At 51.4% G+C, this 25620-nt stretch carries 19 protein-coding genes and 2 CRISPR repeat arrays; of the genes, 2 read left to right on the top strand and 17 right to left on the bottom strand.

Going from position 1 to position 25620, the window contains the following annotated elements:
• Positions 1-202: 202 nt before the first annotated feature.
• Positions 203-2157: a CRISPR direct-repeat array (repeat unit 32 nt; unit sequence ATTTCAATCCACGCACCCGTGCGGGGTGCGAC).
• 532 nt (positions 2158-2689) lie between these two features.
• From SK3146_RS23635 to SK3146_RS23575, 13 genes are all read right to left on the bottom strand, one after another.
• Positions 2690-4939, bottom strand: a complete 2250-nt coding sequence (locus tag SK3146_RS23635) for a hypothetical protein (RefSeq protein WP_249861069.1) — start codon at positions 4937-4939, stop codon at positions 2690-2692.
• Positions 4929-5348 carry a hypothetical protein gene (locus SK3146_RS23630; RefSeq protein ID WP_249861068.1) on the bottom strand — a complete coding sequence of 140 codons (420 nt, stop codon included), beginning with the start codon at positions 5346-5348 and terminating at the stop codon, positions 4929-4931. Before SK3146_RS23630 ends, SK3146_RS23635 begins: the two co-directional genes overlap by 11 nt.
• Positions 5335-6702: an RAMP superfamily CRISPR-associated protein gene (locus tag SK3146_RS23625; RefSeq protein WP_249861067.1), complete on the bottom strand. Its 1368-nt coding sequence runs from the start codon at positions 6700-6702 to the stop codon at positions 5335-5337. Before SK3146_RS23625 ends, SK3146_RS23630 begins: the two co-directional genes overlap by 14 nt.
• Complete coding sequence (locus SK3146_RS23620) at positions 6702-8387, bottom strand: hypothetical protein (RefSeq protein WP_249861066.1); 1686 nt, start codon at positions 8385-8387, stop codon at positions 6702-6704. Before SK3146_RS23620 ends, SK3146_RS23625 begins: the two co-directional genes overlap by 1 nt.
• A gap of 2 nt (positions 8388-8389) precedes the next feature.
• The gene (locus tag SK3146_RS23615; protein ID WP_249861065.1) at positions 8390-9070 is read right to left on the bottom strand and encodes an RAMP superfamily CRISPR-associated protein; all 681 of its coding nucleotides are present in this window, start codon (positions 9068-9070) and stop codon (positions 8390-8392) included.
• Positions 9048-10601, bottom strand: coding sequence for a Cas10/Cmr2 second palm domain-containing protein (locus SK3146_RS23610; RefSeq protein ID WP_249861064.1), 1554 nt, complete (start codon positions 10599-10601; stop codon positions 9048-9050). Before SK3146_RS23610 ends, SK3146_RS23615 begins: the two co-directional genes overlap by 23 nt.
• 24 nt (positions 10602-10625) lie before the next feature.
• Entirely contained in the window at positions 10626-11552 is a 927-nt protein-coding gene (locus tag SK3146_RS23605; protein ID WP_249861063.1) for a DUF6602 domain-containing protein, read from the bottom strand.
• Between the two features lie 27 nt (positions 11553-11579).
• The gene (gene cas6, locus SK3146_RS23600; protein ID WP_249861062.1) at positions 11580-12473 is read right to left on the bottom strand and encodes a CRISPR system precrRNA processing endoribonuclease RAMP protein Cas6; all 894 of its coding nucleotides are present in this window, start codon (positions 12471-12473) and stop codon (positions 11580-11582) included.
• 607 nt (positions 12474-13080) lie between these two features.
• Positions 13081-14245: direct repeats of the CRISPR family, unit length 32 nt; unit sequence ATTTCAATCCACGCACCCGTGCGGGGTGCGAC.
• 308 nt (positions 14246-14553) lie between these two features.
• Positions 14554-15900: an acetyl-CoA carboxylase biotin carboxylase subunit gene (gene accC / locus SK3146_RS23595; protein WP_249861061.1), complete on the bottom strand. Its 1347-nt coding sequence runs from the start codon at positions 15898-15900 to the stop codon at positions 14554-14556.
• A 9-nt stretch (positions 15901-15909) separates the two neighbouring features.
• Positions 15910-16404, bottom strand: a complete 495-nt coding sequence (gene accB / locus SK3146_RS23590; RefSeq protein ID WP_249861060.1) for an acetyl-CoA carboxylase biotin carboxyl carrier protein — start codon at positions 16402-16404, stop codon at positions 15910-15912.
• Between the two features lie 3 nt (positions 16405-16407).
• Positions 16408-17436 (bottom strand): 5-oxoprolinase subunit C family protein, encoded by a 1029-nt coding sequence (locus SK3146_RS23585; RefSeq protein WP_249861059.1) that lies wholly within the window; start codon positions 17434-17436, stop codon positions 16408-16410.
• Positions 17433-18191 carry a 5-oxoprolinase subunit PxpB gene (gene pxpB / locus SK3146_RS23580; RefSeq protein WP_249861058.1) on the bottom strand — a complete coding sequence of 253 codons (759 nt, stop codon included), beginning with the start codon at positions 18189-18191 and terminating at the stop codon, positions 17433-17435. The genes SK3146_RS23585 and pxpB overlap by 4 nt, the downstream gene beginning before the upstream one ends.
• Complete coding sequence (locus SK3146_RS23575) at positions 18178-18906, bottom strand: LamB/YcsF family protein (protein WP_249861057.1); 729 nt, start codon at positions 18904-18906, stop codon at positions 18178-18180. The genes pxpB and SK3146_RS23575 overlap by 14 nt, the downstream gene beginning before the upstream one ends.
• Before the next feature lie 243 nt (positions 18907-19149).
• On the opposite strand from SK3146_RS23575, the gene SK3146_RS23570 reads away from it, so the two are divergent.
• A complete protein-coding gene (locus tag SK3146_RS23570) occupies positions 19150-20007 on the top strand; it encodes a sugar phosphate isomerase/epimerase family protein (protein WP_249861056.1) in 858 nt (285 codons plus the stop codon).
• 5 nt (positions 20008-20012) lie between these two features.
• Positions 20013-21104: a Gfo/Idh/MocA family protein gene (locus SK3146_RS23565; RefSeq protein ID WP_249861055.1), complete on the top strand. Its 1092-nt coding sequence runs from the start codon at positions 20013-20015 to the stop codon at positions 21102-21104.
• A gap of 79 nt (positions 21105-21183) precedes the next feature.
• On the opposite strand, the gene SK3146_RS23560 is transcribed toward SK3146_RS23565, so the two are convergent.
• The 4 genes from SK3146_RS23560 to SK3146_RS23545 all read right to left on the bottom strand — a co-directional run bounded on the left by SK3146_RS23560 (position 21184) and on the right by SK3146_RS23545 (position 25501).
• Positions 21184-22296 carry a Gfo/Idh/MocA family protein gene (locus SK3146_RS23560; RefSeq protein ID WP_249861054.1) on the bottom strand — a complete coding sequence of 371 codons (1113 nt, stop codon included), beginning with the start codon at positions 22294-22296 and terminating at the stop codon, positions 21184-21186.
• Between the two features lie 51 nt (positions 22297-22347).
• Entirely contained in the window at positions 22348-23646 is a 1299-nt protein-coding gene (locus SK3146_RS23555) for an ABC transporter substrate-binding protein (protein WP_249861053.1), read from the bottom strand.
• Between the two features lie 140 nt (positions 23647-23786).
• Positions 23787-24620, bottom strand: a complete 834-nt coding sequence (locus tag SK3146_RS23550) for a carbohydrate ABC transporter permease (RefSeq protein WP_249861052.1) — start codon at positions 24618-24620, stop codon at positions 23787-23789.
• Positions 24620-25501, bottom strand: a complete 882-nt coding sequence (locus SK3146_RS23545; RefSeq protein WP_434006816.1) for a carbohydrate ABC transporter permease — start codon at positions 25499-25501, stop codon at positions 24620-24622. Before SK3146_RS23545 ends, SK3146_RS23550 begins: the two co-directional genes overlap by 1 nt.
• Positions 25502-25620: the final 119 nt, after the last annotated feature.

Raw genomic sequence — 25620 nt, 5'->3', positions numbered from 1 at the left:
AAACTTGGAGATTACAAATATATCCAAGCTACCATCATGGTTTAAAAATCAACATCAATTTCTTCGAATCCCCTCCGCCTTTACTCCTTTGTTCTGAGGTTTTGAATCTGTTCCTGCATATTACTCCAGTTGATATGGAGCATTAAATAGTCCGGTACCACAATAAGACGGCAAGGAGCGCGTTATGCGCGTGGACCCGTGGATTTCAATCCACGCACCCGTGCGGGGTGCGACCCAAACTAAACGCAAAATCAAGCAATTTGGTAAATTTCAATCCACGCACCCATGCGGGGTGCGACGGAAAAAAAAGACGGTGTGGAGTATTACATACTGATTTCAATCCACGCACCCGTGCGGGGTGCGACCCATTGCTGACTCTTTCTTTTCTTCCTTCGGCTTCGATTTCAATCCACGCACCCGTGCGGGGTGCGACGTAACGCAGCGCGTGAAGGCGGGCGGCGGCTTTATTTCAATCCACGCACCCGTGCGGGGTGCGACTGTGGCGTCGGGCGTAGTTGCGTTGGCCGTGTGATTTCAATCCACGCACCCGTGCGGGGTGCGACTAAGCTGCATGCTGACTCGTCCTAAGTCTGCCTCATTTCAATCCACGCACCCGTGCGGGGTGCGACCATAGTACGTGGTATTGTTGCCGAAACCATTGGAGATTTCAATCCACGCACCCGTGCGGGGTGCGACGAGAGAACAGTCACATATAGCCGTAAAGTATCCGCATATTTCAATCCACGCACCCGTGCGGGGTGCGACAACGCAACCAGTTTCTAGCATAGCTTGAGCAATACATTTCAATCCACGCACCCGTGCGGGGTGCGACAGCGACAATTATGTCGATGTACCACTAGGACCGATTTCAATCCACGCACCCGTGCGGGGTGCGACCCTGACCCTTATCAATGGGTGCTCGAACAATTGAATTTCAATCCACGCACCCGTGCGGGGTGCGACTGATTTCACAGGAGGGTTTGAAGTGGTACCTCATATTTCAATCCACGCACCCGTGCGGGGTGCGACTTGTCTCGTCTTCACGGTTCTTGCGCAATGGTGTATTTCAATCCACGCACCCGTGCGGGGTGCGACGACTACAAAAATGGTTCCCCTGGTCCCTGACGCATTTCAATCCACGCACCCGTGCGGGGTGCGACTTCGTTGGGCTTCTTCTGATCCAATCCGAGAAGAATTTCAATCCACGCACCCGTGCGGGGTGCGACTTTCAGTCTTGGCATTGACTTCTTCTTTGTAGCATTTCAATCCACGCACCCGTGCGGGGTGCGACCGTACCGTCTTCCGCTAACAAACCTAGCTGCTTATTTCAATCCACGCACCCGTGCGGGGTGCGACATATGGCTGTTAAGATTGAAAATGAGCTGCGTAAATTTCAATCCACGCACGCGTGCGGGGTGCGACAGCAGCGATGATACAATCGCCGCCAGTACTGGCGCATTTCAATCCACGCACCCGAGCGGGGTGCGACGTTGAAGCTCGGATCTGGCTTGGTCGATATCCCTGCATTTCAATCCACGCACCCGAGCGGGGTGCGACCACAACGGCGTACCTTACTGCGTCTACGTATCGAGCATTTCAATCCACGCACCCGAGCGGGGTGCGACGGACACCTTGAGCGAAGGAGACGAATTTATCTATTTCAATCCACGCACCCGAGCGGGGTGCGACTGGGAGCTTCGGCTGACGATAAGCAACCTTCGAATTTCAATCCACGCACCCGAGCGGGGTGCGACTTATTATGATAAGACCGGACAAAACATTTCATGCATATTTCAATCCACGCACCCGAGCGGGGTGCGACGTCTTTGCCCGCTGTAACCTTTGCAAATGCGTTATTTCAATCCACGCACCCGAGCGGGGTGCGACCGGCGGGTGCTCATCCGTCAGTACTTTACCCTCATTTCAATCCACGCACCCGAGCGGGGTGCGACGCGAAACATGAGGCATTTATAAAGCGGCGATTCAAGATTTCAATCCACGCACCCGAGCGGGGTGCGACGGGTTCCTCCCGGCTGGCATAACTTTTGGTACTGGATTTCAATCCACGCACCCGAGCGGGGTGCGACCGTACACGCTCCGATAAGGACAGGTTGTCGTCCATTGTATTTCAATCCACGCACCCGAGCGGGGTGCGACTCCGATTTTCAAGGAATATTACCCCTGAAAAACGTTTATTTGCTCTAATCATACACCCAATCTATTGAATAAGCCATAAGATATAGATGCATTGCCATAATCCGATAACGCCATTCGATTCCATATTGGTGCGAATCCCCCGGGAAATTCATGTTCGCTTCCCATTCGCACCGTAATTTTACAACCGGCCGACTCGGTAGCAATGCACACGCACCATTCGCTTTCGCATCCAACCTTGCTCGTGAACCACACTCCAGAATAAAAAGCACCGCGGCATCTCTCATTGAGCTCGCAGTGCTGTATTCTCTACTCACTTTGGGAACTTAGGGTGTGAAAGTATTGCCTCCATAGTGGAGGCGATGCTTATGCAAACTTCACTGATGGAAGTGATCATGCTTGGCCTGTTCTTGCTGGCACTGCTCACATATCTGAAAAAACGAGAATAACCCGTCCAGGTTGAGGCCTGCGGGTTATTTTCTGGTTCCCATTGAGAAAGTATCATTAAGACTTTAAGGGGATGAGTATTTCCGGGTTATACCATCGGCTCATCATGGTTTAAAGAACTCAGCATCCATTCCTTCGGGTAGCCCCCGCCTTTTTTCTTGTAACCCCGCGTTTGGTTTTGGATCTGTTCCTGCATATTATTCCAGTTGATATGGAGCTTTGAATGCTCCGGTATAAACTCTTGTTTACTTCGAATATATGCGCCGAGATGGACTGTTTGGAAATAATCCGCTCCTTTCATTCGATCCATAAATGCATCGACATAGGAATGGAAATTTTCCTGTCCCTCGATTATTTCAACTGGATGGACAACGAGCGAATCGAAATCGGTTCCCTGCTTCTCCAGTGCAATGGAATCGACGTGGATCTTCACCTTCCCGTAACCGTAGGGCTTTGCTCCGCCTATAAGTTCATACGCTTCTTCCAATTGGCTGTAATAAGGGGACAACTGCTCCTTGAACAAACGTGAATGCCTCAAGAGCTTAAGGTCCAGTCCCAATAGAAGCAATCCCAGTTCCTCACGATGTACATTCGTGAAGGAAATCGTCCCCTTTAACGTATAAGGTTCTCCTGCTTTGGTCTCCTTTTTAAGCAAATTTCTTCGGCTTAGCATAGCGTCTTTATCCTTGGGCAGGGTCGGCATCGTTTTCTCCAGAACGTTTCCCAACACATGATAATACTTATATCCGTTCAACTTCGGCTTCGGTTGCTCTACCTTCCCTACCTTCTCGTAGGTGGCCGGTGTCCGTCCGTTCGGCCTTAAATACATGCGTTCCGCCGAAGCCTGTGGTGTCGGAAGAAGAAAATCTGCACGACCCCAAACTGCATCTTCCGGAATATCGATCGGCTCGAAGCGAAGCCTGGATTTGTACGCCGCTTCTCTCTCCTGACCTTCTCCATTCGGAGCAAATCCGAACAACGCGTCCTCATAGTCGACTTTGCCCTCAGGAGAATTCCCAAGAAGATCGTTTAACTGATGATAATATGGAATTTTAAAATAGGGGGTGCGCCCGATTGCCATTTGCCCGTCGTCATCGATTTGATAAAATACAACCAATCCGTCAACCGACCTAAATTGATTAGAGCAATTCTCGTAATCGGAAAAAATATTATAAAACAGTTTTATATTCTGCTCATCTTCTTTATTCTCTATAACGCGAAACTTTTTAAAATTTTGATTATAACCGTCGATGGTTGCTTGCTTCACTTCGTATCCTTGATGATCATCCTTTGGAGCGCCGATCAAGTAATGACTGCGTTTCGTCCCGACTTTGGTTGAGTTATACAAATAGCCCTTTTCGGCATTCTGCATCGATAAACGGACACACTCTACTCCGCCATAAGCGTTTAACCGAAAATCAACATTTTGCTGATAAGGGGTGTAATGTGAATTACCGCTCTGATTACTATAAATCCGATGAATGTGAGCCTTTAGCCTCCACCGTTCTATCATAAGACGAAATAATTCATCAAATTCAGAGTGAGATGCATTTCTTCTTAGTTTCCGCATGATTGCTTTCGAATGATCGTTCAAACTTTCGCCAAACTTATTCAATTCATTCCAGTTGATCGGCGATTTCGTAAATCCATATTGTTCAAAAACCTTTTTGATCCCTTCTCTTACCTTATCATATTTCTCCGCGAGCTTTTCCTTCTCAACATGGATTCTGTCAGTGATTTGTTTAATCTTTTTTTCAAACTCTTCCAATTCCCTTAATGCTTTATCTTTCCAATCAAACAACTGCTGACTACGCTTTAGAACTGCTTTCTGCTGTATCAACCAATGCTCTTTGAGCATAACGAAATTTCTTTCTCCGAAACTTTGAGTGGGGACGACGTAGAACTTATCGCCATTTTTACGCAAGAAACCAACCTTGACCGCACGCTCAAGCGTAGAATCTTTCAGAATGATGTTTCTGTACGCACCCCGCGTAAAATCCCGGTACAGCATTGGACTCCGATTGATAAATTTCGGATCGCTGCCGCTCAGAATCGCGACGTTCGCTCGCACCTTGCCTCGCAGTTGACTTCCGCCGATGAAATAGCCGCCTCCCCTCTTAGCACGTGCTTCAATCACTAAATCGCTGTAAGGCGTAATACGATATCGAATCTGTCCGCTTAGCAGCTCGAGCCCGTTATTGAACGCATTATGCTTTGGAACGTCTTTTATCGCATACGGATAGCGACAGACGTCGTTTCCGTTCTCTGGAAAGGGAACAAAATCATAGGGCAACGTTATAGGAACAAGCTTATCCGAACGACTATTCTTATCTGTCATCCTTGGTCGGACCTCCTTCCAGTTTGTAAAGAACCGTTCTCGCTACATAAGCTAATCCGTCATCATCAAAGTCCAAATATTCTCTTACCTCGAGGGTTTTGTATGTAAACTTTGAAGTAAATGATTCGTCCAGCTTATAAATTCGGGCTACCATTCGCTCGGGACAATCTTCCCGGTGCATCAAAGATTGATAAACGACGAGTTCCTCTCCTTCTCTAGCAGCAAATATCTCTTGCCTCGTATTGAAGAAATGAACTTCCCAGACGGCGTCTTGTTCCACAGCCTCTCGTAACTGTTCGAATGATTCGTCGCCATTCTCGCCGATGAGAACTCGATCTAGCAGATGAGCGATAAATTGGAATTTTTCCATCTCCACTTCATCCCAGCTAAACTTCTTAAGCTTCGTCAACTTGATGACACCACCTCTCGAATTGCTCGTACCACCGCTTCAACCATGATCGTTGACTTTCCGGCAGTTCGCCGTCATTTTCAAACGTTAGGGACTGTTTACCGTTGTTAACAACGGTTTGAGAAGCCATGAATTGCCCGAGCCCGATAACCGTTCTCCCTCCCAACGGAACTTGTCCCGACCCGATGCGGCGCAGAACATATACCAACGGAAAAAGATACGGACTATCCTCGTTTGAATCCGTAGTTACCTTTAAGCGAAATTCCAAAACCCCGCTTCCTTGGATCTCCCTTTGCTGCTTTAGAGCAGACGAATAAGCCCCTCCCGTCAGGCGGTCAATCTTGATATATACTGGATTATTGTCGTTTTCCCGATATCGTTTCACTTCCACTTCTGCAGCATCGTCAATCTGCAGCGGAGAGAAAAGGATCTGGCCAGCTTCATCCGGACTACCGAACAGCTGACAGCATTTCTTCATCGCCATATCTTCACTGCCGGTCATTCGTGTGATCAGCAACTCTACTTCACTTCGAAGCAATCCTTTTATACTGGACGCAGGCAAATAGTAACCCCTGGAATTTTGACGAACCCCCGTCAAACTGCGCGATTCATTCTCATTCGGCAATGTATAGGATTGATATACTCCATATGGAAAAGATCCCTGCAACCGAAATAGCACATTAGAGTTTGTATCAAACGGATTCGGGTCAAGTATGCCAGGACGGTATTCTTCCCCTTTGCAGTTTTGTCTGCTGAAAATGTACGCATCCAACGCTTCGACGCAGTCCAGCGGATGAATGATGCGCTCTATGCCGATCAACGAAAATCTCCCAAAGTCATGATTTTTTTTCCCGCCAAAGCGAAGAATTCCTCTCCGAATCCCTTCCGCCCAAACGTCAATGAGCTGCCGTTCCAGCTCCTCGCGGCGGCATAGATTTCCAGCGCCATCGGAAACATCGCATTGTATCCGGAACGCCATTTTCAAGTCCCCATCCAAATAGTCATATTGATACTTCAGATGGGAAGCCGCCGCACCGGAAGCCCGGTCAATCGCTGTTCCCTCCTGGGTATGGCGAACGAAATTCCCTGCCAATTTCCCATTGCTTATAAATAGGCGACTTTCTACAAAATCGCCGCTCGTTTCGTCTTTGTACCCCATGTATTTCCCTATCAAACCATCCGGTACATCCGCTAGTCCTGCTTGAGCCAAACATTCCCTCAACGCCCCGCCGATAGAAGTGCCGGGTAAAACGTGCTGGCCTTTGGAGTTCTCGACCAAGTCCCCTTGGCCGTCTCCGAAATGGACTGGGGTAACCGCTTTTAAATGGAACGTATAGATCAGCCTTGCATTCATCAACTATCCCTCCTATGGAGGTAATACAATCCCGCTTCTAGCAACTCCGCTACAAATAAGGGCCTATCATTGGGCCCATTCGCATACGCGTAGTACAGCCCGCCTCGTTTGCTCCCAAGCATCTTGTCCGCATACGCCTCCAGTCTGCGATTGGCCGCTTCTTCCCCGCCGCCATTAAGATAATCGATGATCGCAGCAAAACTGCAATCGGCAATCGAGCACACTTCCTTGTTAAATCGGTAAAGTTGCTTGTCCCCAACGCTAGATGACGATTTGCTGGATTTATGGTTAGAGTCGGTTCCTCGAAGCTTAGCCATACACAATCTCAGCTCTTCCAACATCAGCTGCAAAGGATGCCTTCGAAGTCCGTCCCGTAGTATCACTCGGTCGGCTGCGGGTTGCAAGTTTGCCGAATGTTTAAATGCTTTCAAGACGATCATGCGCAACCACTGAGCTTTGGTCTCTTTTAAGCCTCGCTTGATAATCCCTATATCCTGAGCTGCCGCTTCCTTCTCTCTCGGGCTCTCGTCAACGGAAATCGTCTCCCGGTTGCACCCAGACGCTGAATTCGCTTGATCCTGCTCCTCCTTAACCCTTAATGCCGCAGGAAATTCAAGATTGATCCCAACCCATCCATAGCCATCCTGGGTTCGCATCCCTAACAGCCGATGCTCCAACTTCCAGCAAACCCGTTCCCATTCCGCCTCGCTTAACTCCCGCTCCAATTCATAACGCAATACGGAACCGGCTTTTAAGGTTGTTTCTTTAGGGTAGCGTGCTCCCCACTTGGTATTAAATCCCTCGCTAATTCCCGTTACAACCAGCGAATGAGCCAAAGAACCGGAAACCCCGCATCCCTGTTCAATAAATCGTCTAGGCAGTTCATTTATAGGCCGGCCATACTCATCACGGAACATGCAATCCGACAAGCAAGTGATCGTTAACTTTCTTCCCGCTGCTTGCTTGGAAGGAATTTTGAATCCCAGAAGCTTCCTCGCCTCCCGGTAATCCGCTTGCACCTCCCCGACTGTCTTGATCATGCACAATCCGTATCCCGATCCTTTGGACCCGCCCAGATAAGCGAGAAATGACTGCTTCTGACCAATTATTGATTCAATCAATGGCAATTGATCTGGGCCAAATGAGAGTATAGACCGAAACGTTTGGTCGGACGCTATCGCCTGATAATTAAACAAGTTTTCCTTCTCGCGATCAGACGGTTTGTTGCTGGTACTATGATGCAGTGTATAAAATTTGGGGGGCTTAGCGCCGATCAGGGTATCCCCTTCTACCGATAAAAATCGGTATTCCAGTGCATTCCGATCCCTGCTCTCCTGCAGCAGGTCCGAGAGCGAAATGGTAGAATCCTCTCCGCCCGGTTGTGCGGACAACAGTTTTCTCCGACGCCATTTATGTTTATCCACACGTAAATTTTGCGGAGTAGGAACAAATAATTTATCATTCCGGTACGGATAAGCGTTGTAGCACTCGATTCCTTTTACGATCGACGGTCCTGTTTCTTGTGTAAAAACGCCTTGCTTGATCAATTGAGAAATAATTGCGCCTCGAAGGGTGGACCCTGGAATATAGTCTTTGGAGGGCTCAGCCGGATTCTTCTTGCTTCCCCCGGCCCCTATTTTCAACGGTTCCAGATTTCGAACTTCCATAACAAGATATTGAATCATGCTCATTCCTCCACCCCACTCAAGAACAAACGGGCCTCAACCTCTCCGTGCCCGCGGTGTATCCCAGCCCCGATCCGTTCCAATGAACAGACAATACGGTTCAAGTTTTCAAGATCCTCAGCGTGCGGCCTACTTTCAAAAGACACCGTTGCATAAAACACAAGATCTTCCCGAACGGTGTGATAAGTCGTTAAGCTTTTATCCTTAGCGGTTCCATTCTTCACTTCAATTCTTGATCGAATATGCGTTTGCGCCGCTATTAAATCGTGAGTTGACAGAGTATAGTACTCATCCGCCTCATCATCTTTCATCATTTTCAAAAAATAGCTTTTCACAGCGGCGGGCAGTTCCAGCGCCCCCAGACGCATCGTTCCCTGAGACGAATATCGCTCTTCGGATCCCGGCCAATGAATCGACCGTTCATTACCATTCAGTCCGAATAATCGCTCAATGGAATGTAGAAATGCCTTGGCCTTCTCCAGATCAAAACTCCGATACTGTTCTAACAGCCAGAAGGCTTGCCTTTTCAACTGACCCTTCAGTGATTTGGCATGGAAATAAACGAATCCGTCACGGTCGGTCAGCGCTCTGGAGTGAACAAGATGGCTCTCTTTCTCTCCGCTGGCAAATATGGCCTCGCTCAACAAACGTATTTCAATTTTACCCGTCGGCAAGTTGATCATTCTTATGCACCTCTTTCTCCCCCAAGAAAGGCAATACGATAAGCAAGTCGTTCAGCAAGTAGGTGGTTGAACGATTCTCTTCGGACTCGATGATCGGAACATCTTTTCTGCTACGACCTTCGAAGCAACGAGAGACCAATTTCATAAGCCTTTTCGGACCTTCTGTTTGACTCGTATGAAAGTAATTTTCGTATTCTTCTTTGCCCTTATAGGTCAGTTTCTTCAGGTCCTCCATCAACGAGGAGCTGATTTCGGAATCTTCATTTATTGCTTTTGCTAACGCTATCATAGGATAATAACCATATACACCATTCTGAAACGCTCCCATCTGATCGATGCGCAAAGGCCTGATATGGAAAATCTCCCTCTCGTTTCTGTGCTTAACGAATCGATCATAACGATCTGCTTGAGCTTGACCATGAATGATCTCCCAATCAATAAAAGACGCCGGCTCCTCCTCTGAAGATGTTCCTTCCTCCACCTTATAAATCTGCTCCTTGGCCTGAAGGCAGAGTCTTTCGGCCGCTTTGACGGCATCGTAGAAGGGATAAGTGACTTTGACGATCGCTACGCCCGCACAAGCCGTTAAATAGGGCGCTGGGATGACTTCGTTGAGCAGAGGGTTTGTCTGCTTCATTCGCTCGGAGATAGTTTGAATCTGATCAACGATATTTGCAGCAAGTTGAACGGCACTTTCGGCTCGAACAATCAGACAAATATCATCCCCTGACATGACCACTGGCGTGACGAAACGGCTGCGTTTTTCCTCATACGGAATAGCCCGAAGTGCTTCACGAACCGCTTGGAAATACAACTCCTCAATGGCTGAACTTAACTCGCCAAGCTCCTTGAAGGTCTTGGTTCGCTCAACCATCTTTCCCATCTGATTACCGTCAATCGCAATGACGCCGATGTAACTTTTGCTTTGCTCGTCTGTTCTGTACTTTTGCAGCTCATCGGTCGTTTCAAAACACGACTGTTCGATCAACTTCCCCCACTTGCTGTACAAGTAGGCTTTCGCCTCCTGCCAATGGGCTTCCTGTTTCGTTGCCTCACATTCGGCTCTCCCCGTCTCGTCAATTTGCTCAATGCCGTAAGACCAGCGCCGAAATTTGGCTTTCCGCCGATCCTTCATCCGGTCCGCTTTCTCGATCAAGCTTTTTCTGATTTTCTTCTCTCGTTCAACATCATCAGCAGCGAACTCCGCATCGTCCACTGTACTAATATACAATTCCAGCTCGGGATAAGTCTTCAATACGTCAAGCGAGTAATTGTTAACAAATTGCGTCGCTTGCTCCCGATTCGGGAAACGAACAATGCTATTGCCTCCGCCGGAATAGACAAACTCTGCTTCCGTTCGTGCCAGATAGTCATTAAGTGAAGGCCCTAATTCCGTATCTGCCTGATGCTGCCCCATATCCTCAGTCAACTTTTTGATGGTATAGGAATTCAAAAGATTATTTTTCAACTGGTTCTGCCTATAGATAAACTCCTGTTTTTGGGATACGTCGATAAAAGCGTAGACACTCACTGGAATTTTCACCTCCTGCCGAAATCAAACTTTCTTATTGAAAGCACGCGCATATGCAAAATGAGGGAATAGCATCGGGTTGTTGATCAGCATCAGCAACTGATTCAACTGCAAATTCAACGTTAGCAAAGGATAACCTTCTACCTTTAGATCAGCCAGCGTATTTTGGAGCAGGGTGGTTTCATCTATCGTCAGTTCCGGAAAGCTTGGGGCTCGACTCTTAATCTTCTGTTCATCGTCAGTTCTATTGTAAAGTTTCAACCCCTCTCTTTCCTTCCCCGTTCTTTGATCCTCCTTATCCAACGTCCCATTTAATTTTCGTCCCCACCAATCGAGCGTTTGCCGCTCGTTGTTCGTTCGTAAATCGAATTGCTCCTCATGCTGTTGAATAATAAAATCGAAGGCATTCAATTGTTCTGCAGTATCATCGATAGTGCGTTCTTCCTTCACACTTTTCAAGCAGACGAAAATCTTGATCGGACTTGTCTTGGCTTGGTAATCGTTCGTTAGTCCGCTCACATAACCGGTAGCCATTCGAGCAATACCGGACGCTTTTGGAGTTAGATTATTGATTTCATCTGCCCAAGCCTTAAGCTGGCTGAGATCGTAACTCTTGCTCTTGCACTCAATAACTACGGCAACGGCTTCGATCGGGATAAACTTCAATGTATTGTACTGGTAGACATAAGGAGTGTACGCTTCGTCGTAAACGGCGATGTCCACTTCCTTGGATACGTTGCGATTCGAATCAATCAAGATGACACCTTGAGCCAGCGAATACTTCTTCGGAATCATGCTGCGAAAAAACTTCATCCACATCGCCTCGCGATAATGTCCGGTCACTCCACCATGAGAGGAGGCAAGCTCCAGTTCTTCCACCATCATTTTGTTCATGTGGCTGTAGTTTTGCAGAATTTTCTGAAATACATCTTTTTTGTTGCTTTCGCTCATCAGAATCACCTTTCTTCGAAGAATAGATTAACGATCGTAATACACCTGATAATGTCCGAATCCATGGGTGGCGTTTTTTCCGACGTGCAGACGTGTTCCCGCATCCAACAGTGGCGTGAACGGAGTCAAATCTCCCTCATATCGCGCCCACCCTTCTATCGCCGGAAGAGACAGCTCATGATCATGATTGATAGAATAACGTTTGAAGTCGACCGAAGACCAATGTTCTTCGACCGTTCGAACCCTCTGCGCTTCTGCAACCAACTTTTCTTCATCCCAAGGAAGCAGACGGTTAGAGTAAGCATGCGATAATAGCGAAATTCTTCGGGTTAACGACTGAACCAGTGTAGCAAAAGATAATTTGCGACATAAATTGCGTTGAATCAACACGCGAGTGGGACTATCGAATCGAATGAGCGCTCCGCTAGCCTTGCGCTGAATCGAAGAAATCGTCGAAAAGGAGACGTTGCGCAGCCAGGACTTTCCGTTGCTCCAAACCAATGTGCCGCTGTTGGGATTAATGACCTGCTCAAGAGAAAAACGCATACGCCCCGCTCCCCAGCCTCTGTTGCCCATGGCAACCAATCCATCCAAATAATAGCCTGCAGAATGTACAGTCTCGCCAATCAAAGTAATATCAAACACGCAGCTATCCCCTGTTCGCCATACGGTCTTGTCGCGAATCGACGTGTAAATGACATAAGGATTCACCGCACCGGCGACATTGCCAGGAGAACAAAAATACTTGGCATAGCCGCACCCAGCCGAATGTTCACATAGATGACAGCGTACCCCGGGAGCGATGCAAGCAAAGTCTCGCAAACAATGGCCCAAAATCCCCCGAAGCGTAGAGCCAAGGTAAGGTGGAAGTTCCCCTGATTCCTTAGCTATAAAAAATGCTCTTAATGTTAAAACATTCATTACTTCGTACTCCTTACCAATTCAATAATTTCGGATGGCGGCCTTTTCCTTAGTAGTAGCGTTCATATTTCAATCCAGGCATTCCTCCGGGGTTCGACGTTGGCAACTTACTCGGCCTTCTGATGCCCGAGATTTGAATCCACGCATGGGGTGCGAGGTGCGACTCCGATTTCCAAGGAATATTAACCCTGAAAAAGGTTTATTTGGTTTAATAATACACCTAATCTACTGAATAAGCCATAAGATATAGAAGCATCGCTATAATCCGATAACACCATTCGATTTCATATAGAATCCCCCGGGAATTCATGTTCACTTCACATTCGCACCGCAATTTAGCAGCCGACTCGGCAGCAATGTACGCCCCATTCGCTTTCGCATCCAGCTTTGCTCGTGAATCGTGATCCTAAATAATAAGCACCGCGGCATCTCTCATTGAGCTTGCAGTGCTGTATTCAATCTTTTTCTCATTCAAAGCTTAAGGGCTTATCGTTGACCGGGCGGAGAAGAATACTCCCTCCTCAATTTTTAAAAATGGACGATGACTTGGGGGAGGCGGACTGGGTGCTACAATATCGACGCCGAGCTTCTTAGCCCATTCCGGGGAATTTCAACCCACGCCCCCGTGCAGGGTGCGACCGGGCTTACAAGCAGAACATCATGAATAACAAGCTATTTCAATCCACGCACCCGTGCAGGGTGCGACCACTAACCAATCCATGACGGTAGATGCGGCGTTATTTCAATCCACGCACCCGTGCGGGGTGCGACTGTTTTGGTCAACCAAAGGCACTTTCAGGATGTTTGAATTTCAATCCACGCACCCGTGCGGGGTGCGACCATATCCGGCAAGCGTTGTGCGTCGCTGCACATGATTTCAATCCACGCACCCGTGCGGGGTGCGACACAATAGAATATTTTCTTAGAATCATCCTCGTTTATATTTCAATCCACGCACCCGTGTGGGGTGCGACCACAAGTGTAGATATGTCTGGTAACGAATCGGGTAAGATTTCAATCCACGCACCCGTGCAGGGTGCGACATGCCACCATCCCCATGAGGCAATTAAAAGCTCAATTTCAATCCACGCACCCGTGCAGGGTGCGACGGAAAGCTCACGAAATGGCTCGGCAGCGATCAGGCATTTCAATCCACGCACCCGTGCAGGGTGCGACCGGCTCAAGATACGACCAATGCAAAAGGTAAAGAAATTTCAATCCACGCACCCGTGCAGGGTGCGACTTGGGTGTCTTTGTACAAAATCTCCGTCGGATCACATTTCAATCCACGCACCCGTGCAGGGTGCGACTCATGCGTGGCGTCCCCTCCTTCTGTCGCTATCATTTCAATCCACGCACCCGTGCAGGGTGCGACAATATCCATTTGAGCTTTTCCATTTGCTCTTCCGTATTTCAATCCACGCACCCGTGCAGGGTGCGACAACGAAATTTACTTTAGACAAAGTGGAATGACGGTATTTCAATCCACGCACCCGTGCAGGGTGCGACCGTCACGGCTGACAGGACTCGGCTTATTAAATAATTTCAATCCACGCACCCGTGCAGGGTGCGACGCCCTCTTGGGTAACGATTTGGACAGGGTAAATCAGATTTCAATCCACGCACCCGTGCAGGGTGCGACGGCCGCTCGCCCGCGGGCATGAATGCTACAGGCATTTCAATCCACGCACCCGTGCAGGGTGCGACACCCTCTTAATGATGTACCTAAGATGGGGTATAATTTCAATCCACGCACCCGTGCAGGGTGCGACTCCGATTTCCAAGGAATATTAACCCTGAAAAAGGTTTATTTGGTTTAATAATACAGCTAATCTACTGAATAAGCCATAAGATATAGAAGCATCGCTATAATCCGATAACACCATTCGATTTCGTACAGGTGCGAATCCCCCGGGAAATTCATGTTCGCTTCACATTCGCACCACTATCTAGCAGCCGACTTGGCAGCAATGTAAGCCCCCTTTCTCCACCGGCTGAGATTTCTGCTCTTTCACCCGGTATTATATCGCTTGCTCACTCCAGCATTTCTCCGCCATACGCCTTGACCTGTTACCATACTTTACAGCTCCGGCGTATGATTCTCCAGAAAACGGATATTAAACTGCCCGGAAACAAATTCATCCTGCTTCAGCAGCCACAGGTGAAACGGGATTGTCGTATAAATGCCGTCGATTTGAAATTCCCCAAGCGCCCGTTTCATTCGCTGAATCGCCTCTTCCCGAGTTTTCCCCCAGACGATGACCTTGGCGACCATGGAGTCGTAGAACGGTGAAATCCGATACCCCGGGTACACGGCGCTGTCGACGCGAACGCCAAAGCCGCCCGGAGGCAAATACGCCTCCACCTTGCCAGGTGACGGCATAAAGTCGCGGGCCGCATTCTCCGCATTGATCCGGCATTCGATCGCCCAGCCGGATATGCGCACATCGTCCTGACTGAAGGAAAGCGCTGCGCCCGCGGCGACGGCGATCTGCTCTTTGACCAGATCAATACCTGTAATCAGCTCGGTTACGGGGTGTTCCACCTGAATTCTTGTGTTCATCTCCATAAAATAAAAGCTGTCGTCCGGATTCAGCAAAAATTCCACGGTCCCCGCGCCGTAGTAGCCTACCTCTTTGGCGGCAGCGGCGGCGGCCTCCCCCATCCTCTCGCGTAATTGCGGCGTCAACGCAGGGGAGGGCGCCTCCTCGACGAGCTTCTGATGACGCCGCTGAATGGAGCAGTCCCGCTCGCCCAAATAAACGACATTTCCGAACGAATCGGCGATAATTTGAATTTCCACGTGCCTGGGCTGCTCCAGATATTTCTCCAGATACACCCCCGCGTTGCCGAAAGCGGTCTCCGCCTCGCGCTGCGCCTGCAGGATCGCCTGAAGCAGCTCCGTTTCGCTGCGCACGACCCTCATGCCCTTGCCGCCCCCACCCGCCGTCGCCTTGATGATCACCGGATAGCCGATGTTCCGCGCTTCCTGCGCGGCTTCCTCCGCATCCTGAACAAGCCCGTCCGTGCCAGGCACCGTCGGTACGCCCGCGCGCTTCATAGTGCTCTTGGCGATCGCTTTGTCGCCCATACGGGCGATAGCATCGGCGGAAGGGCCAATGAAAACAATGCCGCATGCCTGGCAAATTTCCGCGAAGTCGGCATTTTCCGCGAGAAAGCCGTAACCCGGATGAATGGCATCCGCTTCGGTGCGGCTGGCTATCGCCATTAAATGAACGATGTTCAAATAACTTTGTTTAGCCGGTGCAGGCCCGATGCAATAAGCTTCGTCCGCCATCCGCACATGAAGCGAATCTTTATCCGCTTCCGAATAGACGGCGACGGTGGCGATGTCCAATTCTTGGCATGCCCGAATGATCCGCACGGCAATCTCTCCGCGATTGGCAATCAGTACCTTTTTAAACATCCCGTCCACCTACTCCACTCTGACCATAAACAATGCCTGGCCGTATTCCACCAATTCTCCGTTTTGGGCCAATACTTCCACGATTTCGCCGCCCATCTCGGCTTCGATCTGATTAAATAGCTTCATTGCCTCCACGATGCAGACGACGCTGCCCGGCTGAATGCGGTCCCCGATTTGCGCATACGGTCTCGCATTCGGCTCGGCGGCGGAATAAAACGTCCCGACCAGCGGGGAGACGATCGCACGCAGCCGGGAATCGGCCTCCGGTGCAGAAGGCTCTGCGGAAGCGTGTGCGGCGGCATGGCCGTTGTCCGGCTCCGGCAAGGCGCCCGGGGAAAGCGGCAGGGTCCCGTGATTCGGCGCAGCCGCTTGCTGAAGCTGGGAGGTTCCGGAAGCCGCCTTGGCGATTCTGATTTTGGCCGATTCTGCCTCAAGCTCGAAATGTTGAATGGAGGAACGGTCGATCAGTTTCATCAAGTCCTTCAATTCCTGAATCGTCATCATATGTTACATCTCCTTGTCCATTTTATTTTGTAGTTTCAGTCGGATGCCCATCCGGATTTGCGCCATTTCGCGTTCCTGCAGCAAATAAAGCCGCTCCGCCTGCTCCAGCGTAACCGGCCGGAAACGCAGCTTGTCTCCCGGCTTCGCTTGGCCTAACGCCGGAAGATCGGCGGAAACGACATGCGCGATTCGCGGATACCCGCCCGTCGTTTGCCGGTCTGCCAGCAAAATGATCGGGCTCCCGTCGGAAGGCAGCTGTACGGTTCCCGGCGGCACCGCTTCGGATAACAATTCTTCAGTAGACGTTTGCCGCAAGGCGGCCCCTTGCAAGCGGTAGCCCATTCGGTCGGATTGGGGGCTCACCTCGAATACAGACCCGAACAGCCGCTTCCGGCTGTCTTGGTCCAAGCGCCCAAGCTGCGCCCCCGGCGTCACCCGTACGCCAAGCGGCTCGCTGACGGCCGCCATATGCGGGGGATGGATGTGCCAAGCGGCAGCTTGGAACGGCCTATCGGGTGTAAGGCGTTCGGTAAGCCGCTTCGCGAGCCGCGCGGACCTTTCTCCCGCCGGCCCCTGCTTGACAACATCCCCGGCCTTAAGCATTCTCCCTTCGAAGCCGCCCAGCCCGCCCCGCAAGTACGTGCTCCGGCTGCCAAGTACCTGCGGTACGTCGATGCCGCCCGCAACGGCCACATAAGCCCGGCACCCCGATCTGCAGGGGCCGAATCGGACAACGCCGCCTGTTCCGACGAGCACCGGCCGCCATTGCGGCAACGCAATGCCATCCACTGTCGGCGACAAGTCCGCGCCGCAAATCGCCAGCAGCGTATCTTGCTGCACCGCCAGCTCCGGCCCGCGCAGCGTGATCTCCAGCGCCGCCTCATCCTCCCGGTTGCCGACCAACATATTGGCGATGCGCAGCGATAGCCGGTCCATCGCGCCACTGACGACAACGCCGTATTGCTGATAGCCCGTGCGTCCGAGATCCTGAACGGTCGTTAGCAGACCGGGATGAATCAGCTTTAAGCTCATCGTTCCCCCAACCCTTCTTCGATGAATTCCTCGTATTGCTTCAAGGAGATCGGATAAAAACGCACGACATCCCCCGCCCGCAAGAAGCTCGGAGGATCGGCTTCCGGGCGAAACAAGCGCAGCGGCGTGCGTCCGATAATTTGCCAGCCTCCCGGCGTCGCTACGGAGTAAACGCCCGTTTGCGCGCCAGCGATTCCCACAGAACCGGCAGGCACCAACGGCCGCGGGGTGTGACGCCGCGGTGCGGCGATCCGCTCCGGCATGCCTCCCAAATAGGGAAATCCGGGAGCAAACCCGATCATATACACGGTGTAGGTTCCACCGCTATGCAGCCGGATGACTTCCTCTGCCTCTAGTCCGCAATGCCGCGCCACATCGTCAAGATCGGGTCCCGTCTCCCCGCCGTAATACACCGGTACTCTGACTATTCTCGGCGCCTCGGGCTCGGCTTCCTCCTCCCGTATCCGTTCGATAAGCTCGGCCAGCAAGCCGCATACGGTTTGAAATAGCGTCGTCCATCCGCACCGCCTCTCCTTTTGCTTAGCCAACACTTGCACAGGGTCATAATATACGGCAACACTGACGAAAGAAGGGACGCATTCGATCATCCCGGGAAACGGACATGCATGCAAATAAGCCGTTAGCGCTTTCACCCGGCGGTGTACGACCGTATCAATCTTGTCGCCGAGCCGGATGACAACCGCCGAATCGCCCAGCGGCTCATATTGCGGGTCCCACCGTTCAGCGCCGCTCAATGCGAATCCCTGCCTTCTCCAGCCCGGCCCTAATGCGCAGGATCAAATCCAGCGCTCCTTTCGTATCCCCGTGCACGCATAAGCTGTCTCCATGAATATTCAACCGCTGGCCGCCTAACGTCTTCGTCCAGCCTTCCACGATCATCCGCACCGCCTGCTGCGCCGCTTCCTCCGGATCGTGCAGCACGGCCCCCGGCAAACTTCTCGGCGCCAATGTCCCGTCCGCGCAATAAGCGCGATCGGCATACAGCTCCGAAATAACGGGAAGGCCGCGCTCTATTGCGACCTTACCCAGCTTGCTCCCCGGCCGAGCGAGAAGAGCTGTTCGCGGAGTCGTCAGTATAACCGCCTCAACGATCGCTTCCGCCACCGCATCGTCCGTGTCGGCCATATTGCTCATGCTGCCGTGAGGCTTGACATGCCGAATGGCCGTGCCGTGCTTGCGGCAGAACGCCTCAAGCGCTCCGATCTGATAGATGCAGCAATTCGTCAATTCCTCAAGGGACAAACGCATAGCTCTGCGTCCGAATCCAGCCAAATCGGGGTACCCCATATGAACGCCGATGCAGACGCCGTGCTCCGCCGCAAGGCCAACCGTCCGGTCCATGATGTCCGGATCGCCCGCATGAAACCCGCAGGCGATGTTGGCTGAAGTGATCCAGCGCATCGCTTCCTCGTCCGCTCCCAGCTTATACACGCCAAAGCTTTCTCCCATATCGCAATTCAAATCAATCGCTCGCATCGCTCTCACCCCGGCTGTTACGTTGGATTTGTTTCATTGTGATTATAGCTGCGCCTTCTCCCCGTGCCCACACAGAAAATTGCCGAAATTGGTGGACGATTTTGCTTAGGTGCAATTACGTCCACCACATAAGTCAAACCTATGAGTGTCCCCGGCCGGAAGCTCGTTTTATAATCATCTCGTAATCGATACCATCGTATGAAAGGATGTTCTGCTATGAGCTTAGAGCTTGGATTGCAGCTTTATACCGTCAGACACGAATTGATGAAAGACCCCGTGGGAGCTTTGGAAAAAGTAGCCGAGCTCGGATACTCGAATTTGGAGCTGGCCATCCATTATTCGGACGCCGAAGGCGTCGGCGGCTACAGCGTATACGGATTGCGGGCGCCGGAGCTGAAGCGATGCCTCGACCGTCTTAACATGAAGGCATTGAACGCCCAAATGTTCCCGATCGAAAGCGTCAACTGGGATTATTTGATTCCTTTCGCCCAGGAAATCGGCATGCCGGCGGCCTCCATCTCCATGCATATGTTCAAAAACAAACAAGCCGTACTCGATTTCAGCGATCAGCTCAACCGCTGCGGCGAAACATGTCAAAAACACGGTCTCGACTTCTATTACCACAACCACTTTCAGGAGTTCCAGAAGTTCGACGGCGTTTATGTCATGGACCTTATTTTGCAGCATACCGACCCTGCTCTGGTCAAAATTGAATTTGACACGTATTGGGCGCTGCGGGGCGGCGTCGACCCGTGCGAATATTTGCGCGTCCTGGGCAACCGCTGCGACCTCGTTCATCAAAAAGATATGCCCGCATCGGCACTGCCGGTCAACTGGTTTGATGTGTTCGGAGTCGACTCGGACATTACGCTCGACAAAAAACTGGGCACTTCGTCGCCCGAGCAGTTCACGGAAATCGGCAGCGGCGTGATGGACATCGCCGCCATTATTCAAACCGTACGCGATATGGGCATCGTCAAAACCATTTTTATCGAGCAGGACTTTTCCGCTCTGAACCAATTCGATTGCGCCAAAATCAATTTTGCCCAAATGACCAAGCTGCTCGGGAGGTAATGAACGTGACACAACATCAAGTAAACATCGGAATCATCGGCCTTGGAGGCATCGGCACCTCCAAACATTTGCCGAGTTTGGCCAAGGTGCCTCAGGCTCGGGTCATAGCTTTCTGCGATTTGGAAGAAGATAAGGCGGCCCTAGCGGCCAAACAGTTCGGCGCAGACGGGGCCAAAGTGTATTCCGACTACCGCAAGCTGCTGGAGGAAAGCGCTATCGACGTCGTTCATGTCTGCACGCCCAACAGCTCGCATGCCGAGATTACGGTGGCGGCGCTGGAGGCGGGCAAACACGTCATGTGCGAAAAGCCGATGGCAATCACCTCGGCCGACGCCAAGCGGATGCTGGAGGCCGCCAAGCGAACCGGCAAAAAGTTGACGATCGGTTACCAGAACCGCTATCGTCAAGACAGCTTATATTTGAAGCAGTTGTGCGAGATGGGCGAGCTCGGGGACATTTATTACGGGAAAGCGCTGGCGATTCGCCGCCGGGCGGTGCCGACATGGGGCGTCTTCCTGGAGAAGGATCTGCAGGGCGGCGGCCCGCTGATCGATATCGGCACGCACGCGCTGGATTTGACGCTGTGGATGATGGACAATTACAAGCCTGTCAGCGTGACCGGCTCTGTCTTCCACAAGCTCGGCGGCACCCGAAACGCCGCCAACCTGTGGGGTTCGTGGGACCCTGACAAATTTACCGTAGAGGATGCGGCTGTCGGTTTCATCAAGATGGAGAACGGCGCCACCATCACCCTTGAAGCAAGCTGGGCGTTAAATACGCTCGATGTTCGCGAAGCCAAAACGGTGTTGTGCGGCACCAAGGCAGGGGCCGACATGGATGACAGCCTGCGCCTGAACGGCGAGCGGCTCGGCCGTCTGTACGATCACAAAATCCGCTTCGATTCCGCTCCGGTCGTATTTTACGGCGCGCAGAAAGATGAAACGCCGGCCGACATGGAGGCGCGCCTGTGGATCGAGTGTATCCTGAACGATACCGAACCGTTCGTCAAACCGGAGCAAGCGCTGGTCGTCAGCGAAATTCTCGAAGCCATCTACGAATCGGCCGCCACTGGCCAAACGATTTATTTGAACGCCTAACTCTCCTCCGCAACAAAGCAAAGCCGTTCGGGCCGTCTCTTCAGACAGCCGGAACGGCTTTGCTTTTTACTCTTGTTGGTTAATCCAGTGCGTTAAGCGGCAGCTCCATAGGCAGCGCAGCCGGCCTTGCGCAGCTGCTTTCGACGAGATAATGCCGGCCTTCGCGAGAAGCGATATGAAACCCGTGCATCAGCTCCAGCACGTGGTACGCCAGTTCCCCGTTCGCCCGGTGCATACGGCCGCTGCGGATCGCATGGGCCATATCGGCCACGCCGATGCCCCGGCTGTTATCGTTAAAGGCAAATGCCGCCGGAATTTCGGCAAAATCGCTCTGATCGTGGCGCTTCACATATATCGGGCCGCCGAACGTATTCGGATCGGGAACGACCAATGTGCCGGCCGAGCCGTATATTTCGATGCGGGGCAGCTTGCTGCCCCAAACGTCAAAGCTGGTAATGATCGTACCGATGGCTCCGCTGTGAAAATCAAGCACGCCGGCGATGTGGGTCGGCGTTTCCACCGGAATTTTGCGCCCGTAGTCGACTTCTCCCGTAATCGTTCGCTCGGGGAAGGTTACGGCCGCCGAACCGGTCACCCGACGTACCGGCCCCAGCAGATGGACAAGTGCGGTCAAATAATACGGCCCCATGTCAAACATCGGCCCCGCGCCGACCTGGTACAGGAAATCCGGGTTCGGATGCCAGCTTTCCGGTCCGTGGCTCATGAGAAACGCAGTAGCTGCCACCGGCGTGCCGATCCAGCCGTCGTCGATCAGCTTGCGGCATGTCTGCAGCCCTCCGCCCAGGAAAGTATCGGGCGCGGACCCGACGCGCAGCCCTTTGTCCCGCGCAAGCGCCAGCACGGCTTTACCGTCTTCCAGGCTGACGGCCAGCGGCTTCTCGCCGTACGTATGCTTGCCCGCCCGCAGCGCCTGCAAATGAATGTCGGCATGGGCGTGAGGCACCGTTAAATTCACGACCAGCTCAATCTCGGGGTCGGCCAGCAGCTCCGCAACGGAGCACGCCTTGGGGCTAGCGAACTGCTCGGCTTTGACCCGAGCCCGCTCCACATCCAGATCGGCGCAAGCGGCAATGTCCAGGATGTCAAACTTGCTCCCGGCCTTACAATAAATAGTGCTAATATTGCCGCAGCCGATAATTCCTATCTTCATCTTTGCCGTCACCGGGTTCATGCGCCAGCCTCCCTGTTCTTCTGTTTCTCTCCCGTTTTCCGTTCCGCCGGATTACTTCTGCTTCGCTTTGCTTTCCCATACCGTCTGTATTTCATTGAGTAGCTGGTCGCGGTTCAGCTTGTTGCCGACATATTTCTGCAGCGTCGAAGCGATCTCCTGAGCGGCCCCGTCCGGGTATTTCGGCCAATGCCAGCCCAGAACCTTGTTATCCTTCACATATTTCATCACATCCTGGCCCGTGCTCCCTACCGATACCGGATCGGCCTCGAAGCTCGTAAAGGCAGGAATAAACTTAAATTCCTTCGTAATGTAGTTTCTGCCCACATCCGATGTGACAAGCCAGTTCAGAAACTCCTTCGCTTCGGCTTTTACCTTCGAATCTTTGCTGATGACCCAGTTGTTCGGCACGTCCACAAACACCTTGTCGTTTAAGGCGACATCATCGTTAATCGGCATCGGCATCAAGCCGACGTTAATGTTCGGATTGACCTTCTGGATCAGCGGAAGCGTCCAGTTCCCGCTTTGCATCATGGCCGCCTGGCCATTGCCGAACGTGGCAATCAGGTTGTTGTAATCCGTTGTCATCTGATTTTTGTTTCCGTATTTCACAATCACGTCCAGCATGTTGACCGCATCGGCAAACAGCGGGTTGCCGGGGAATTTGGCTGAACCGTCGTTAAGCCCTTTAATGAATGCGTCGGGATCGGGCTGCTTGGCCACCGGATTGTTAAAAAACTGTCTGCCGAGACTCGACCATACCTGGAACATATTGACGAACGGCGTTACGCCGCTGTCCTGCAGCTTTTTGCTGACTTGCTCCAATTCTGACAGCGTTTTCGGCAATGTCGTAACTCCGGCTTTGGCAAACAGATCCTTGTTGTAAACGATGCCATAACCTTCGATATCAACCGGCATGCCGTATACCTTGCCGTCCTTGACCATCGGTTTTTTGGCGAAATCGTACTCATCTTTCACCCAAGGCTGATCGGACAAATCTTCCAGCTGATCCTGCCAAACTTCGAGCTGCCGGAAGCCTTCGTTATTAAAGATGTCCGGCATTTCTCCTGCGGCAAACTTCGTTTTGAGCGCTGTGTTGTAGTCGGTTCCGATCACGGTCTCCACATCCAGCTTTACGCCGGGGTGAGACTTCTCATATTCCTCCTTGAGCTTGTTTAACGCTTCGGAAATTTCCACCTTGCCCTGAAAAATCTTGATCGTTACAGCTTTTTTGGCCTGGCTTGCGTTTTCTGCGCCCGTTCCTTGGGCCGGCTTCTGCTCTCCGCTTGCGCAACCGGCAGTCACGGAAGCGAGCAAAAGAACTGCAGAAGCTGTCGTCAATATACGTTTCATCGAAAAACCCTCCCTTTTTTATTGTCGCATTTTTTACAATATTCATTATATTTGAACGGCCGTTCATCGGGACACTCATAGGTTTGACCAATCAGGTGGATGGAATTGATTGCGCCCCGCGTCCCGATTCACATACGCCGTTAACCTTTGACCGCCCCGGCCGTAATGCCCTCGATAATATGCTTCTGCAAGGAAAGGAAAAAGACGATCAGCGGAGCCATGCTCATCACAAGTGCAGCGAGCGCGAGATCCCATTGATTCGTGTACTCGCCGAATAACGAGTTGATAGCAATTTGAATCGTATGCAGCTGTTTGTTCTGAAGCATAATCAGCGCCAGCAAAAAGTCGTTCCACATCCACAAGCTGTTCAGCAGCACAATGGTTACCGTCATCGGCTTCAGCAGCGGAAAGACGATGCGCCAAAATACGCCATATGGCGAACAACCGTCCACAGTGGCCGATTCCTCGATCTCCAGCGGAATGGAACGGACAAAGCCCTGGAACAAAAAGATGGAAAACGATACGCCCAAGCCGCAATAACAAATCACGATTCCAGGAATGCTGTTAACCAGGTGCAGCCACGAAGCTACCTTGACCAGCGGAATCATGATCGCCTGAAAGGGGATGACCATCGCCATCATAAACATGCCCATAAGCACAAGATGGATTTTACCTGACTTGCGTACGAGCCGATAAGAAGCCATCGCCGCCATCAGCACAATCCCAATATTCCCGAAAACAGTAATGAGCAGGGAATTTTTCAGCGTCGTAGCGAAACGCAGCACTTTCCAGGCATGGGTGAAATTGTCCCATTTCCATGATTTCGGCCAACTGGCCGCATTGACCAGCAGCTCGGCAAAGTCTTTAAGCGAGTTCACCAGAACAAAGTAAAAGGGAGCGAGAAACAACAAAGCGACCGCAATCAGCAGCAGCTCGACCAGCGCCATCCGCCAGGAATATGTCTCCGAGTTCATTAGAGATCGACCTCCTTGCGCTTCGTGATCGACACCTGCAAAGCGGTAATTACCGCCACCGCCACAAAAAAGAGGAGCGCCTTGGCCGTACCCAAGCCATAGTTGTTGTTAACGAAAGCTTCGTTGTAAATATTCATCGCTACCGACTCCGTCGAATTAAACGGGCCGCCTTTGGTCAGCGAAAAATTAATGTCGAACATTTTAAACGCCCATGAAATCGTCAGGAACAAACATACTGTCGTAATCGGCATAATTAGAGGCAAAATAATGCTTCTTAGCACCTGCAAGCGATTCGCGCCGTCGATGGTCGCCGCTTCGATCATATCTTTAGGCACATTGGTCAGCCCGGCAATATAGATGACCATCACATATCCGGCTCCATGCCACAAAAATACGACGACAAGCGCCCAGAATGCCGTATTCTCCGTGCCAAGCCAAGGCAATTCGAAAAAGGCGCTATGCGTCATTCGGCCGATGGCGGCAAAGCCTTGCACAAAGATGAACTGCCAAATAAATCCGAGCAGCAACCCCCCCAGCACATTGGGCACGAAAAAAACCGTCCGCAGCAGCTTGCGGGTTTTGAAAGCATGGGTCAGCGCATAAGCAAGCAGAAAACCGACAAGATTGGTCAGCGCGACAACCGCCACGGTAAAGCGGGCCGTAAACCAGAAAGCGTGTCCAAAATTGGCGTCCTTCTTCAGCACATAAATGAAATTATCCAGCCCTACCCAGCTTATGTTTCCCGAAACGCCGTTCCAGCTCGTAAACGAATAATACACATTCAGCACAAACGGCAAGGCGATAATCAGCATATACACAAGCACAGCCGGGCCTAAAAAAATGATTTCCTGCATCCAGTTGGTCAGTAACCATTTCCGCACGTTGAAGCCTCTCCTTTCTCCACAATGAAGTTATAGTGCGATTATAGCGGCGTTAAAGCGCTATTCCCACACAGAAAATTGTTGAGATTGGTGGACAATTTTGCTTCGGCTTGGTGCGG

The organism is Paenibacillus konkukensis (assembly GCF_023523925.1).
Classification (GTDB): domain Bacteria; phylum Bacillota; class Bacilli; order Paenibacillales; family NBRC-103111; genus Paenibacillus_S; species Paenibacillus_S doosanensis.
Note: the sequence above shows the minus strand (reverse complement) of the source record. Positions and strands in the feature narration are given on the sequence as shown.